We start from the raw sequence: 16,030 nt of genomic DNA on the forward strand, positions 1-16,030 counted from the left end.
CAAAAACAAAATGATACCACAGAGTTCAAGACTGAATTCGTAAATGTGTACAAGTCAGTGTTTTTTAAATTATAATATTTTTTTTATGCTAAAATTTGCCTTTTTTTTATTCCCTCTTTTTGATTTAGCCAATTTCTTTTGATTTTTTTAAATAATGAGAATCATTCAAAGTGTTTGGGCATGTAATAAATCAAATTTACTGACTTCTAATTCGGGATGGTTATCTCCTGAATACAATCTAATGTCTTGGGCATTAAGCTGTTTGCAATTAAAGCAATATTATCCGGAATTAATTTTATATGCTGATACTGTTTCAGCTAAAATGTTGATTGATACTTTGAGGCTCCCTTACAGTGAAGTAGTATGTAATCTGGATTCTTTAAATATTTACCATCCGCAACTTTGGGCATTGCCTAAGATATCGGCATATTCACAGCAAGAAAAACCTTTTTTACATGTTGATGGGGATGTTTTTATCTGGAAAGAATTTGAAGATTCTCTTTTGAAGGGTGGTTTAATAGCTCAAAATATAGAAGCAGCTACAGATTATTATGAGAAAATAATGATTTCACTAGAATCTGAATTGAATTTTTTTCCCGATGAAATTCTAAAAGAAAGAAAGTCAAAAGAACAGATTTTAGCATACAATGCTGGAATATTTGGAGGAAGTGATATTTGTTTTTTTAAAGAGTATACTGAAAAAGCTTTTGATTTTGTTGGGAAAAACACATTAAATCTTTCCAAAATAAATGTTTCAAATTTCAATATATTTTTTGAACAATATCTTTTTTATTGTTTAGCAAAGAAGTATAAGAAAAAAGTGAGTGTATTAATATCAAAGATAATTGGTGATAACCAATATAGAGGTTTTGGTGATTTTGAGAAAGTTCCATATAATAATGATTACATACATCTATTAGGAAGCTATAAGCGTAATGATTTTGTTTGTAAGCAGATGGCTAATAGACTTCGGCAGGATTATCCAGAATACTATTATAGAATAATTGATTTGTTTAAGAAAAATAAATTACCGCTCTATAAAGACTATTATAAAATAGAAAATGCGACCGAAAATTATCTGTTGGAGAGATATAAAAAACTACTAGATAAAGATTTGAAAAATAAAAGAGAATCATCTGCTAAGTCATTGAATTTTGATTTTAAAAGAAATCTCAAAAAAGAATTAGGAAGTTTTAAGTTAAATAAAGATCAGTTTATAGATTTTGAAATATTTAATTCAAAAATTGATGCCATAGTAAAAAAAGATTTTGTGTTTTTTTCTATAGATTATTTGTACGCAAGAGATTGTAAGGCGAACTTTTATTTTCAAAGTTTGTTTGAAAATAATGTTGAGGTTTACTCTCAAGTGCTAGTGAGCGATAAAGATTACCGTATAATTGAAAGCAGATATAATTGGAGCTCTTTTATTGAAAAACAAAAAGTTAAAGATGAAAATGAAATAGTTGATTTAGAAGAATCTGAAACAAGTTTTTCTACCATTATTATTCCCGAATGCGATCAATACAGATTTTCATTAGTATATGTTGATTCTCTTGATTTGCTTATTCTAGATATTTTAAAAAAGAAAAAAAGAGTTGGAGAACTATTGGAAGAGCTTAAAGTTTATTTCGACACAAATGAATTGAAAAATAATATTAAAGAGTTTGAAGAGCTAATTTTTGGTAGAATAAAGTTAGGGCTGCATACTAAATCTATAAAATATATAAAAGTATAATCTATTTTAAAATTTGACACACTAAATAATGTTAATTAAATAGTTATTTGATGTTTTTACTTATTAATAAAACCTTTTATCATGAAAACAACTAAGAAAATTAAATTTAGCGACATTAAAGGAATGTTGAAGAGAGATGGAATGAGAGAAATCATTGGAGGATCGGGTAGTAGTACTGGTTCAGGTAGTAATCTTTATGGCGGTGGAGGAGGTACACCAGCGTTAAGTAGTAATCCTTTTAATTCGAGTTTCTCAGGAAGCAATTATGGCGGATTTGGCGGAAGTAATGCTTCTGGAGGAGGAGTTTATGGTAGTGGTTCTATAACGGGATCTGGTGAAAGTAGTTATCCAGGGTCGCTATATTATAGTGGTTCTACAGGAATAAATAATTTAAATTCTTCTACATCTAGTTACAATTACAGCGGTACTGGCGGTTGGGTGTTTAATAGCGATGGAAGTAGAACTACAAATGACCCTACTGCTATTAGTCGTTATTTAGGTTTTTTAAGTGCAAACAATGGTAATGTAACAAGCAACCAGATGTATGACTTTTTGAATAGAGAAGTCAGCGCTGGAGGACGAGAAATAAATAATAGTAATTTGCCAGGCATAGTTTTAAATGAAGTTCCTGTTGTTAATAATTACAAAGGTCCAAGCACAATTCCGCAAGGAGTGGTTTATGATAATGGAATACTTCATATTAATCCAACAAATAGTGGACAGGGAGGAGCTACAAATGGCACTAGAGCTGTAATAACCCCATTTACAAAGCAGCAAGTGACCGATGGACTTAACAAAATTAAGTTTTCTGAAATGATGCATAAAGTTATTACAGATTATGACCCATTGAAAAAAGACTATAATTATAGCGTTACTTTCCAGCCAGACATGAAATTAAATTCTGAAGGTGCTTACATGATTGCCTTATATGAAAAACTATCTCTGACAACTTATGATAAAGATGGTAATTATGCGAAACACGCAACTGTTGGCTTTGGGCATAAGTTGCATGATGGAGCAATAAAATCAACAGATGTAAAATCTATAACATTCGATCAGGCTGTTACATATTTAGCACAAGATATAATAGCAGCCGAAAATGCATTAAATCAAAAAATTGAAAATTTCGATCTTACTAATAAACTGACTAGAAACCAATATTCTGCATTAGTTGATATGACTTACAACGTAGGTCCTGGTTCTGATAAAAATCAAAATATCGTTCATCAAGTTCTTTCAGCAATGCAATCAGGAGGAGTAGAAGCAGCAAATAAAATAATGGAAAATTCCTATCTTAATAAGGAAGTCGGAGGGATTCAAGATAGAAGATATTTTGAAGCGCAGGCATTTATCAATGGACGTTTGTTAACCCCTGAGCAGGCGAATGCAGAATTAATAAAATTAGGGCTTAAATAAGTTATAAATTCTTTGTTATTAAAGAAACTACATTTTCTAATAAAATAAAAAAAGTATGAAAAAGATTTTAAATTTTTCAATAATATTAAATGTATTGCTGATTTTGATTATAACCTCTTTATTGTATAGCCATTATAAAACAAGAAATAATTGCAAAATTAGTAAGAAAAACACTCAATATTTAAGTCTGCGAAAACGAATATTATCAGATAAAGAGAAAACAGATCCTGTGTTCATATATAATTCAAAAAAATTTCCATGTGATTCTAAATATGGGAGTTACGAGATAAATCTTTGTTTGAGTGAAAGATTACATTTTGTCGATAGTTTATTGAATGTATTGGTCAAATCAAATCTTAAAGAATTTGACTTAGAAATTGCCAGAAATAAAGAAGGAGTCTTAAAAGCTAAGGATAATACATATTTTGTAAATTCTTTGAAAATGAATATTGCGTCAAAAGAAAACTTTATAAAATATCAAAAAAAATGGCAGGAATTAAGAGAATTGAATTCACAAAATATTCAGATTGGATGTGAGGGTGGTACTGGATGTTCAGGTATTGTGAGCAGTGCAGAAATCAAGTTTGTTTTAAAAAGAATAGAAGAAATCAAAAAAATTAGTGGGTATAACTAGCTCTTATAGTCTTTTAAATTAAAAATAAAATGTAATGTTCAATTTTCCTCATGAATATCAGCTTGATGCTAAAGATTGTGGTCCAGCTTGTATTAAAATAATTGCTAAATATTATGGCAGGTTTTACAGCCTGCCTTTTTTACGAGATCTATGTGGCATTACAAGAGAAGGGGTTAGTTTTTTAGACATTAGCGATGCCTGCGAAAAAATAAGTTTACGCACTAAAAGCATTAAAATAGATTTTGAGACTTTTAGGACTATTCCGTTGCCATGTATTGTACACTGGCAGGATAATCATTTTATAGTAGTTTATAAAATAACTCATAAACAAGTATTTGTTTCAGATCCTGCAAAAGGCTTATTGAAATATTCTCATAAAAATTTTCAAAATGGATGGTTAAAAGAAACTAAAACTGGAGCAGTTTTAGCCATAGAGCCAATGGCGGATTTTAAGCAGCGATCTATAAATGACAAACTAGAAAGACGTAAGACTTTTGAAAATTTCTTAGGTTATTTTACACCTTATAAAAAGAGTTTTGTAAACTTGTTTGTGGTCATGCTAATAGTAACAGTTTTGCAGGCATTTTTGCCTTTTATTTCAAAAGCTGTTATTGATGTTGGAATCCAAACAAACGATTTAGATTTTATTGACCTGGTTTTAATTGCCAATATAACCATTATAGTCAGCATTTTATTGAGTAATATGGTTCGGGATTGGATTCTCCTTCATCTAACATCTAGAATCAATATCTCATTAATTTCAGATTATCTGATCAAATTAATGAAACTGCCCATTACTTTTTTTGAAAACAAATTAATTGGAGATATTTTACAGCGAGCGCAGGATCATGAACGCATTCGGGATTTTGTAATGAATAACTCTCTTAATTTTCTTTTTTCGATTTTAACATTTTTCATTTTTGGAATAATTTTGATGATATACAGCCCCGTTTTATGTTTGATTTATGTTATAGGGAGCATATTATTTATTGGCTGGGTTTTATTTTTTCTTCAGTTTCGAAAGAAACTAGATTGGGAGTATTTTGACATACATACTAAAAACCAAAGTTATTGGGTAGAAACCATTGGAAGTATTCAAGATATCAAAATCAATAATTACGAGAAGCACAAAAGATGGAAATGGGAAGCTTTGCAGGTTCAATTATTCAAAATTGATCAAAAAATACTAAGAATCAATAATGCTTTAAATTTAGGAGCACAGTTTATTAATCAGTTAACCAATTTGATTATTACTTTTTACTGTGCGAAGTCAGTAATAAAAGGTGATATTACTTTCGGGGTAATGATTTCTACTCAATTTATAATAGGAATGTTAAATGGCCCTATTATGCAGTTTATATCTTTTATTCAATCAGGGCAATATGCTAAGATTAGTTTTTTAAGATTGAATGAAATACATGAGTTGGAGAATGAGGAAGAAAATGATAGTACTAATAATATAAAGCTTCCAGAAGATAAAAGTTTGCTTTTAAGAAATGTGAGTTTTCAGTATAGCCGTAATGGTGATTATATTTTGAGTAACATCTCTCTGGTGATTCCTGAAGGTAAAGTTACAGCAATCGTTGGTGATAGTGGAAGCGGGAAAACTACTTTGCTGAAATTAATACTGAGATTGTATAAGCCTACTCATGGCGAATTGTCAATGGGAAATTTAAATATTCAGAATATTAATTTAAGACAATGGCGAGAAAGCTGTGGAGCTGTAATGCAAGATGGTAAAATATTTAGCGATACAATTCAAAATAATATTGTTTTAGACGATGAAAATATAGATTATGAAAGGTTAAAAAAAGCAGTAACAGCAGCAAATATAGCTTCTGAAATTGAATCAATGCCAAAAGGATATCAAACGATGATGGGAGAAAATGGAAGAGGTTTAAGCGGAGGACAAAAACAGCGTGTTCTTATTGCTAGAGCCTTGTATAAAGATCCTGATTATCTGTTCTTTGATGAAGCAACAAATTCATTAGATGTAATAAATGAACAGAAAATTGTAGTGGCATTAGAGGAAATATTTAAGGATAAAACTGTAATTGTTGTAGCGCATAGATTAAGTACAATTCGTAAAGCAGACCAGATTATAGTGTTAAAAAACGGTTATATTACCGAAATTGGAAATCATGATATGCTGATGGCTCGCGAAAATGGACATTACTATCAATTAGTTAAAACACAAATAGGAGATACGGTAAATGGCTAATAAAAGATTTCATAAAACATTGAATGAAAATAGAACTGAAGAGGTTGCTTCAATAATTGAAAGAATGCCAACTAAATTCGGTGCAACAATAAGCGGAATTGCTATTGGGCTGGTTTTACTTTTGCTGCTATTTGGCTGGTTAATTAAATACCCATCAATTTTGTCTGGCCAGATTGTTGTGAACACACAGCAAGCTCCAGTTAGATTGGTTGCTTCAACTTCGGGGAACATAATTTTATTAAAGAATAAATCTGGCGTAAAAGTAAATAATGGAACATATTTAGCTTATATAAAGAATGAAGCTAATTTAAAAGATGTTCAATTGTTGAATGATTTACTTTATAAAACTAACATACATGAAGTTGTTTATAATGAGCATCGACATTTGTTTCCTGAAAATTTATCTTTGGGTGAAATAAATAATAAGTATTTTAATTTTTTAAATTCATTATATCAATACTTAGATTATTCAGTCCAGCAGCCGTATGAATTTCAAAAACAAATAAATCAAAAGTTATTAGAATTGCAACAAAGCAAATTTTCCCAGTTACAAAACGATTTTAAGAATCAGGAAATTAAATACAGAATATCGCAAAGCCTTTTTAAGAAAGATTCTATTTTATTTGAAAAAGAAGTAACTTCTAAAGCTGATATAGAGAAGTCAATTATTGCAAAAGCAAATAGCATTCTTGATTATAATGCAATTGATAAAGAAATAAATAATACAAATTATCAAATAAAGGAAACTCAAAATAAAGCGCAAATAATTGCAATTGAAAAAGCAGTAAAAGAAAGAGAACTTGTTGTTAATTTATTCAACAGCTACTATGATTTGATAGATTCAATAAAAAAATGGGAACGTACTTATGTTTTTGTTTCGCCAATTGATGGAAAAGTTGATTTCTTAAATTTTATTAAAACAAATGATTATATACAGTCTGGGCAGGAGTTATTTAAAATAATGCCTGATAATAATGAATTGATTGGTCAAGTCAATCTGCCAGAAAATGGAGCAGGAAAAGTAAAAATTGGACAAGGTGTTATTATTAAACTTAATAATTATCCCTACAATGAGTATGGCTCAATAAAAGGGAAAGTTAAAAGAATTTCGCTAGTGACAAATCAACAAGCTCTTTCAGATAATCAGAATAAAATTAATTCCTATTTAGTTGATGTCACTTTGCCATTTGGATTGAAAACGAATTATGGTGTAGAACTTAATTTTCATGCAGAATCAAAAGGAACAGCTGAAATTATTACAGAAGATCGAAGGTTAATTGAACGTTTCTTTGATAATTTACGTTACAAGCTAAAATAGATTCAATAAAAAACTAAATTTAGAACCTTGGAATCGGATTTTTAAATCATTAAGATTGTTGTTTATTATTTGCGAATTTTTAGTTAAAAGCAGAAAAACCTTTGGTTTTCTTATGGTAGATCTTTAAACCTTTATTTAATTCGAAAGAGCTTTAAAAAATTAAAAATTATCTCATTCTGGAATTGATAAATTGTCTAATTAAATTTGTACTTTTGCCAAGTTTTTTACACAACTACTTACAAACGACAACAGAATGAATCAAACAAAATATATTTTTGTTACAGGAGGTGTGACCTCTTCATTAGGAAAAGGAATTATCGCGGCATCTTTGGCAAAATTGTTACAAGGAAGAGGATACCGCACAACTATTCAGAAATTTGATCCATACATTAACGTTGACCCGGGGACACTAAACCCGTACGAGCACGGAGAATGTTATGTGACAGATGATGGTGCTGAAACTGACTTAGACTTAGGACACTACGAGCGTTTCTTAAACGTTCCTACTTCTCAGGCTAATAACGTTACTACAGGAAGAGTTTATCTTTCGGTTATTGAAAAAGAAAGAAGAGGAGAATTTTTAGGAAAAACGGTTCAGGTTGTTCCTCATATCACAAACGAAATCAAAGACAGAATGCAATTGCTAGGTAAATCTGGCGATTATGACATTGTAATTACTGAAATTGGAGGTACAGTTGGTGATATCGAATCTCTACCTTATATAGAATCTGTTCGTCAACTAGTTTGGGAGTTAGGTGAAAATAACGGAATTGTTATTCACTTGACATTAGTTCCTTATTTGGCAGCAGCAGGAGAGTTGAAAACAAAACCAACACAGCACTCTGTTAAAACTTTAATGGAAAGCGGTATTAAAGCCGATATTTTGGTTTGTAGAACTGAGCACGAATTATCTCAGGAATTGCGTCAAAAATTAGCTTTATTCTGTAATGTGAAGAAAGAAGCGGTTATTCAATCAATTGATGCTTCTACTATATATGAAGTTCCAAATTTAATGCTTGAAGAAGGATTAGACGTTGTGGCTTTAAAGAAATTAGATTTGCCTAAAAAAGCATCTCCAGATCTTAAAAACTGGAATACTTTCTTAAAAAGATTAAAAAGCCCAAAACAAACTGTAAACATTGGTTTGGTTGGTAAATATGTAGAAATGCAGGATTGTTACAAATCTATTTTAGAGGCGTTCATTCATGCAGGAGCTGCAAACGAAACAAAAGTAAACGTAATTTCAATTCACTCTGAGCATATCAATTCAGATAATGTGGAAGAAAAATTAGGTTCTTTGGACGGAGTTTTAGTTGCTCCAGGTTTCGGTGAAAGAGGTATTGAAGGAAAAATTGAAGCAGTTCGTTTTGTGCGTGAAAACAACATTCCTTTCTTCGGAATTTGTTTAGGAATGCAAATGTCTGTTATCGAATATTCTAGAAATATTTTAGGTTATGCTGAGGCCAACTCTACTGAGATGAACGATAAAACGCCTCATCCAGTTGTGAGTTTAATGGAAGAGCAGAAAAATGTAACCGATAAAGGAGGAACAATGCGTTTAGGTGCTTGGAAATGTGATATTAAACCAGACACTTTAGCGTACAAAATTTACGGAGAAAAAACTATTTCGGAGCGTCACCGCCACCGTTATGAGTACAATAATAAATATGCTGATGAATTGCAAAAAGCTGGTTTAAAAGCGTCTGGAGTTAATCCTGATACAGGATTAGTAGAAATTGTAGAGCTTGAAAATCACCCATTCTTCATTGGTGTACAATACCACCCAGAATACAAGAGTACCGTTGCAAATCCGCACCCTATTTTTGTGAACTTTGTGGCAGCTGCTGTAAATGCACATAAAAAATAATAATTATATTCTGTGAAGATGTAACATTTGAGTTAAACTCATTACTAATAACCTTCAACGAATAACTTTTTTAAATTAATAATGGAAGAAAAAAAATTAGACCTCAATTCGATCATTGGTTTTGTATTGATATTCGGAATTTTGATTTGGATAATGTATCAAAATCAGCCTTCTGAAAAAGAAATTGCTGCTGAGAAAGCCAAGAAAGAATTAGTTGCTAAACAAGAAGCACAAGCAAAAGCAGACAAAGCTAAAACTGCGTCATTACCAGCTGCAGCTGTAACTCCTGGAGATACAGTTCAATTGGCTCAATTGCAAAAAACTTTAGGAGGATTTGCTTATTCTGCAACACTTCCTTCTGCAAAAGAAGCTTTTACTACAATCGAAAACGAAAAATTAAGATTAAAGATTGCTAATAAAGGTGGGTATATTGTTGAAGCTACTTTAAAAGAATTCGAAAGATTAAAAAAAGGTTCTGGTCAATTAGTTGAGTTAATCAAAAACAACAACTCAAACTTAAATTTACAGCTTCTTACTACAGATAATAGAACATTAAATTCTAAAGATTTGTATTTTGAGCCAACATTAGAAAAAATTGGTGCAGACCAAGTTCTTTCTATGCGTTTGAAAGCTGGAGCTAATGAATTTTTAGAATACAAATATATTCTTAAGCCAAACGATTACTTAGTTGGTTTTGATATTCGTTCTCAAGGATTAAACAGAGTTTTAAATTCTGCTAAACCAGTTGATTTGCAATGGGATTTAAAAACATACAGAAACGAGAAAAGTGTTGCTTATGAAAATCGTTATGCGCAAATTGATTACAAATACGAAGAATCAAAATACAATAACGTAAGTTCACACGGGCAAGGAAAAGAAGAAACTCCTACTAAAGTGAGTTATGTTGCGTTTAAACAGCATTTCTTTACTACAATTTTATCTACAGAAAAACCTTTTGAAACTTCAAAATTACAATCTGACGATTTAGTTAAAGACGATAAAATTGATACAGTTTTCACTAAACAGTTTAGAGCTAATTTGCCTTTAGCGTTTTCAAATGGAGAGATCGATTACAAAATGAATTTGTATATGGGTCCTGCAGATTACAAAACATTAAAAGCTTACGATAAAAACTTCGAAAAGATTATTCCGCTTGGATGGGGAATCTTCGGATGGATCAACAAATGGATTTTCATTCCATTATTCGGATTCTTAAGTTCAACAATAGGATTGTCATTAGGAATTGCAATCATTATTTTTACGATTATCATCAAATTGGCCATGTCGCCAATTACTTATAAGTCATTCTTGTCTCAGGCTAAAATGAAAGTTTTAAGACCTGATATTGCTGAGTTGGGAGAGAAATTCAAAAAAGACCCAATGAAGAAACAACAGGAAACTATGAAACTGTACAACAAAGCAGGTGTAAACCCAATGGCCGGATGTATCCCTGCATTGATTCAGTTGCCTTTCATGTATGCATCGTTCCAGTTTTTCCCTGCAGCATTTGAATTAAGACAAAAAAGCTTCCTTTGGGCAGACGATTTATCTTCTTTTGACTCGATTGTAAAATTACCGTTCAATATTCCTATGTATGGAGATCATATCAGTTTGTTCCCAATTTTGGCGGCAATTGCGATTTTCTTCTACATGAAGATGACTTCTGGAGATCAGCAGATGGCTGCTCCTCAGCAAGAAGGTATGCCAGATATGGCAAAAATGATGAAAATCATGATTTATGTTTCGCCATTAATGATGTTAATTTTCTTTAACAACTACGGTTCTGGATTGTCTTTATACAACTTCATTTCGAACTTAATTACGATCGGAATTATGTTTGTGATCAAGAATTATATTGTAGACAGTGATAAAATTCACGCTCAAATTCAAGAAAACAAACAAAGAGAACCTAAGAAACCAAGCAAGTTCCAACAGCGTCTTCAAGAAGTAATGGAACAGCAGGAAGCGGCAAAAGCAGCTCAAGCAAACAAAAAGAAAAAATAATTCTCAATAAAAAAATCTCGATTTATCGGGATTTTTTTATACCGTTATACTTTATAATTAAGATTTTCGTTAAGCTTAAAAAATAAATTACCATGATCTCAAAAAAAATCATACTTGTATTGTTGTTCCTAACTGCATTATTTTCGAATGCGCAAACTGATATTAATAAAGTTGATGCGGCTGGAAAAAAAGATGGACTTTGGAAAGGAACTTATGCCGAATCTAAACGCCCTCGCTATGAAGGAACTTTTGATCATGGAAAAGAGACAGGTATTTTTAAATTTTTTGATGATACAAAAAAAGGCGATGTTATAGCTACAAGAGATTTTAGCGCAAATGATGGAAGTTCGTACACCATTTTTTATGATCAGGGTAAAAATATAGTAAGCGAAGGAAAAGAGATTGGAAAAGCGCGCGAAGGCGAGTGGAAATATTATCATAAAGCTTCTAAAGTTTTGATGACGGTTGAGAATTATAAAAACGGAAAACTAGACGGTCCAAGAACTATTTATTATCCAAATGCCCAAATTGCAGAAGAGATGACGTATAAAAATGGTTTAAAAGAAGGGCCTTATAAGAAAATAGGGCAGGATGGAACGCTTCTAGAAGAATCGATTTTTAAAAATAACGAATACAATGGAGAAACTGTTTTTTATGATTCAGATAAATCGGTGGCTTCCAAAGGAAAATTTGTAAATGGGAAAAAAGCTGGAATCTGGCAATTTTATCAAAAAGGAAAATTGGTGAAAGAAGTTAATATGAGCGATCCTAAAAATACGAATAAAGCTTCTGAAAAAGGAGGAACGCCAAAAAAATAAGAATTTTAAATCTCAGAATTCATTGCTTAAAATAATAAAAGGTTAATTGTAAAATGTTTACATTTGATTAACCAATTATGCTAACCGATGGATTTAAAAGAGCTTTTAGGACGATTTTTATTGTTGTTTTTCTCAATTTTGGTATTGTATTTTTTCTCCAACAGAAAAGATAATGCGACCATAAATCCGTTGATGGTCATTGTCGGTCTCTGCACTTTTTCGCTTTGTTATCTTTTTACCAAAATTGAAATTGGAGTCGGAATTGGTTTTGGTCTTTTCGCCATTTTTTCAATTCTCCGTTTTAGAACGCAGAGTTTTACTGTAAACGCGATCATTTTTCTCTTTGCAACAATTACGCTGTCTATTTTGGATATTATGTATCCGTTTGAGAAAATCGAATTGCTTTTGTTTTTCCAATTAATCATAATAGGATTCTATATCGCCGCGTCGATTATTGTCAATAAAAAAGCTTCAAAATACCTTAATTCTGTTGATGTGAAAATTCCGTTAGATGAAAATTTTTCTTTGAATACAGAAGTAATCAGAAAATCAATTCAAGAAAAAATTAAGATTGAAGATTTTGATTTTAGAATTGTCTTAATCAATACTGCAAATAACGAAATAGATTTATTGGTTTTTTATTAATATCCTAACAGGTTCCAAACCTGTTAAGTATTATCTGAAATCAAATGCTTGCAAGTTTTAAAAACTTTGTCTGATAAGAAAACGCCAATCATTTTGCTTATATCGTAGGATACCTAACAGGTTTCCAAACCTGTTAGGATAATAGAAGTTATCTTTTATTAATCGTTGAACGGACGAACTTGTTTGATATATAAATCTCTTTTTTCTCCCACAATTTTAAATTCGATGTCAACAGGATGAAATAGGTTTTTGCGCCAATATCGATACATTTTGCTTTCAATTTTTTTGCTGACATCATACAGATTGCTCATTTCTTTTCTAGTCAATAAAGGCTCATTGTTATTCAAATTTGAATTGGAAGTATAATCGATGTCAAAATCGGTTTCATCTTTTCCATCATTAAAATGATAGGCAACAAACTGCTCGCAGATTTCTCCTTTTTCGGGTTTTACGACAGAGTTTTCTCCTTTTTGAACATTGACCGTAATTCCTGGAAAGTTTTCTCTAAATATGTTTTTAGTGATAATAACGCCATTTGCTAATTCGTCAGGAAATGAGCGATGCACTAAAACGCCCATGGCAATATTTTGCTGGTCAATTCCAAAAAGCTCTCTTTCGTTATACGAAGCTTCATTCCAGACGCTTGCCCAGACTTGTTTTATAGCTTTTTCAAAAGTTTTAATGCTGTCTCCTAAAATTCCGGTTTTAGAATCGTATAGTCCAGCGCCATTAAAATCATCCAAATCTTCTGCATTTGTAGAGGAACGAAATCTGAAATTTTTAAATTTTGCATTTTTAAAAGTTTCATTGAGTTTGGCTATTAAGGCTGGATCAACATTTTCTTTTTTAATGGCATCTCTAATTTTTTTCAATTGTTTGTTAATCCAAATCGTCGAATCTTTATGCGGATAAGCCAAAAGTTCGTTGATTAAAGGAGAGATAGAAGATTTCTGAATGTGTTTCGTGTAAAAATAAAACGGAATAGCGTGTGCATCTTCTGGAGTTCTAAATGGAATTTCTTTCGAGATTGCAATCAGATATGCCATATTTTGTGCTTTCGAGCCAATATAATTCACGCCTTTTTTCGGGATTTCAGATAAGCTGACCAAATCTGTTACAGAATTGTCAATTGTTAGCTTTTTCTTTTTTCCTACTGCTTTTACTGGGATTTTTTTGGATGTTTCTTTTAAGAAAAAAGTATCAACTTCTATTTTTAATTCTACTTTTTTTGAAAGCAGTTTCTTGATGTTGTTGTCTTTTCCAACATCGGTATAAGCCATGATCGGAATCTTTCGGTTTTTTCCTAATAGCACCAAATGGCTTAAAGGTGTTTGGAGTTCGTTTACAATAATTCCTCGAACGTTTGGAAGGATATCTGGCGTTCCATCCAAAATAATGATTTCATCAGAGTTAGGTTTTATAGTTCCTAATTCTTTGATTTTGTATTGTTGCAGAATTCCAATATTGGTGCCTCGAACAACTTCCTGATATTTGACTTCTCCAAAAATATAATCTGATTTAACGCACGGAATTTTGAATTTTTGCTCCTGATGCCACTTCATCATATCAGGATTATTCAAATAAAACTTAAGCTTTTCGCCAATAAATGTGGAATTTTTGACCAAATTGAAAAAACGTTCAATTAGCGGAACAGGCATATGGTCTGACGCAGCGAGTTCAAAAATCCATTTATCGGTTCCCTTGATATGGTTTAAATTTCCGAGAAGGAAGTCTCTGTTTTTCTCCGTATCGCTGTAATTTTTATTATTAAAAACTTCAAGATCTTGGCTGTATCCCAAATAGTTGACAACGAAATCGTAATGAAGCAAAATAACGCTGCTGTTGAAATAATACATTTTCTGTTTCCGAAGATCGTAAATGACTTTTACAGATTCTATATTTGAAAATTTATCAGATAATGGCTTTCCTCTAAATGCTTTATACGCTTCGTAATTAGGCAAAGACGCGCTAAATCGCTGCGCACTTAACGAAGTTAAGACGAAAAGGAAAAATAAGCTGTAAAAGAATTTTTTCATACAATAAAAATGGATGATTAAATGTACTTAAAAAAGTAATAAGTTTTATCTACCGTGGGATTGCTTAAACTAATAAAAACCATGGTGAATTTTTCTATTATTTGGCGTACCTTTGCAACCTTAAAAAATTAAACATTTCAAAATGAAACGAGTAGTTGTTGGACTTTCAGGTGGAGTAGATTCTAGTGTTGCAGCATATTTATTGCAGCAACAAGGATACGAAGTTATTGGCCTTTTTATGAAGAACTGGCACGATGATTCGGTTACTATTTCTAACGAATGTCCTTGGCTTGAAGACAGTAACGATGCTTTGCTTGTTGCTGAAAAACTTGGAATTCCGTTTCAAACTGTTGATTTGAGCGAAGAATACAAAGAAAAAATCGTTGATTATATGTTCAACGAGTACGAAAAAGGAAGAACTCCAAATCCGGACGTGCTTTGTAACCGCGAAATCAAATTTGATGTGTTTATGAAAATCGCTTTAAGTCTTGGTGCAGATTACGTAGCAACAGGGCATTACTGCCAAAAAAGCGAAATTGAAGTGGATGGGAAAACGGTTTATCAATTGATTGCCGGGAATGACGTCAACAAAGACCAATCGTATTTCTTATGCCAATTGTCGCAAGAGCAATTGTCTAAAGCTTTGTTTCCAATTGGAGCCTTAACAAAACCAGAAGTACGCGAAATCGCTGCCGAAATGGAATTGGTTACGGCAGAGAAAAAAGATTCTCAGGGTTTGTGTTTTATTGGGAAAGTTCGTCTTCCAGAGTTTTTGCAGCAAAAATTACAGCCTAAAGAAGGGAAAATTGTTCAGGTTGATAAAAATGATCCAATCTATAATGCTGACCAATCAACAGCGCTTTCTTTGGAGGAAAAATTAAAGTTAGAATCTCAAAAATTAGAATATCTTCCAACAATGGGGAAAGTAGTTGGAAAACATCAAGGCGCTCATTATTTTACAGTTGGACAAAGAAAAGGTCTGAATGTAGGAGGAACAACAGATCCTTTGTTTGTAATTGCGACAGATGTAGAAACCAATACAATTTATACCGGTTTATCGAGCCAGCATCCAGGTCTATTTAAAAAAGCACTTTTTGTTGAAAAATCTGAAGTGCATTGGATTAGAGAAGACATGACGCTGAAAGCAGGAGAAAAAATGGAAGTGATGGCAAGAATTCGTTACCGTCAGCCTTTGCAAAAAGCTGTTTTATATCAATTTGAAGACGGAATGTATGTTGAGTTTGAAGAACCGCAGTCTGCCATTACAGAAGGACAATTTGTTGCTTGGTATTTAGAAAATGAATTAGTTGGTTCGGGAGTAATTTCTTAGCTTTAT

The 16,030-nt window shown here is 31.8% G+C and carries 11 protein-coding genes; 10 read left to right on the plus strand and 1 reads right to left on the minus strand.

Annotated elements, in window-relative coordinates; genetic code table 11:
• Positions 1-154 precede the first annotated feature (154 nt).
• The 9 genes from N4T20_RS11910 to N4T20_RS11950 all read left to right on the plus strand — a co-directional run bounded on the left by N4T20_RS11910 (position 155) and on the right by N4T20_RS11950 (position 12,658).
• Complete coding sequence (locus tag N4T20_RS11910) at positions 155-1,735, plus strand: DUF6734 family protein (protein WP_260669375.1); 1,581 nt, start codon at positions 155-157, stop codon at positions 1,733-1,735.
• 81 nt (positions 1,736-1,816) lie between these two features.
• Positions 1,817-3,151, plus strand: coding sequence for a glycoside hydrolase family protein (locus N4T20_RS11915; protein ID WP_260669376.1), 1,335 nt, complete (start codon positions 1,817-1,819; stop codon positions 3,149-3,151).
• 55 nt (positions 3,152-3,206) lie between these two features.
• Positions 3,207-3,785 (plus strand): hypothetical protein, encoded by a 579-nt coding sequence (locus N4T20_RS11920; protein ID WP_260669377.1) that lies wholly within the window; start codon positions 3,207-3,209, stop codon positions 3,783-3,785.
• A gap of 34 nt (positions 3,786-3,819) precedes the next feature.
• A complete protein-coding gene (locus N4T20_RS11925) occupies positions 3,820-6,006 on the plus strand; it encodes a peptidase domain-containing ABC transporter (RefSeq protein WP_260669378.1) in 2,187 nt (728 codons plus the stop codon).
• Complete coding sequence (locus N4T20_RS11930) at positions 5,999-7,324, plus strand: HlyD family secretion protein (RefSeq protein ID WP_260669379.1); 1,326 nt, start codon at positions 5,999-6,001, stop codon at positions 7,322-7,324. Before N4T20_RS11925 ends, N4T20_RS11930 begins: the two co-directional genes overlap by 8 nt.
• A 253-nt stretch (positions 7,325-7,577) precedes the next feature.
• Complete coding sequence (locus N4T20_RS11935; protein WP_260669380.1) at positions 7,578-9,191, plus strand: CTP synthase; 1,614 nt, start codon at positions 7,578-7,580, stop codon at positions 9,189-9,191.
• Between the two features lie 81 nt (positions 9,192-9,272).
• A complete protein-coding gene (yidC, locus tag N4T20_RS11940; RefSeq protein ID WP_260669381.1) occupies positions 9,273-11,195 on the plus strand; it encodes a membrane protein insertase YidC in 1,923 nt (640 codons plus the stop codon).
• Between the two features lie 92 nt (positions 11,196-11,287).
• Entirely contained in the window at positions 11,288-12,013 is a 726-nt protein-coding gene (locus N4T20_RS11945) for a toxin-antitoxin system YwqK family antitoxin (protein WP_260669382.1), read from the plus strand.
• An 87-nt stretch (positions 12,014-12,100) separates the two neighbouring features.
• Entirely contained in the window at positions 12,101-12,658 is a 558-nt protein-coding gene (locus N4T20_RS11950) for a DUF4956 domain-containing protein (protein WP_260669383.1), read from the plus strand.
• A gap of 158 nt (positions 12,659-12,816) precedes the next feature.
• Here N4T20_RS11950 and N4T20_RS11955 read toward each other — a convergent pair whose 3' ends face one another.
• Complete coding sequence (locus N4T20_RS11955; RefSeq protein WP_260669384.1) at positions 12,817-14,694, minus strand: PEP/pyruvate-binding domain-containing protein; 1,878 nt, start codon at positions 14,692-14,694, stop codon at positions 12,817-12,819.
• A gap of 142 nt (positions 14,695-14,836) precedes the next feature.
• Between N4T20_RS11955 and mnmA the strand changes: the two genes are divergently transcribed.
• Positions 14,837-16,024: a tRNA 2-thiouridine(34) synthase MnmA gene (gene mnmA / locus N4T20_RS11960; RefSeq protein WP_260669385.1), complete on the plus strand. Its 1,188-nt coding sequence runs from the start codon at positions 14,837-14,839 to the stop codon at positions 16,022-16,024.
• Positions 16,025-16,030 lie beyond the last annotated feature (6 nt).

The sequence above is a fragment of the Flavobacterium sp. TR2 genome (assembly GCF_025252405.1).
GTDB lineage: Bacteria > Bacteroidota > Bacteroidia > Flavobacteriales > Flavobacteriaceae > Flavobacterium.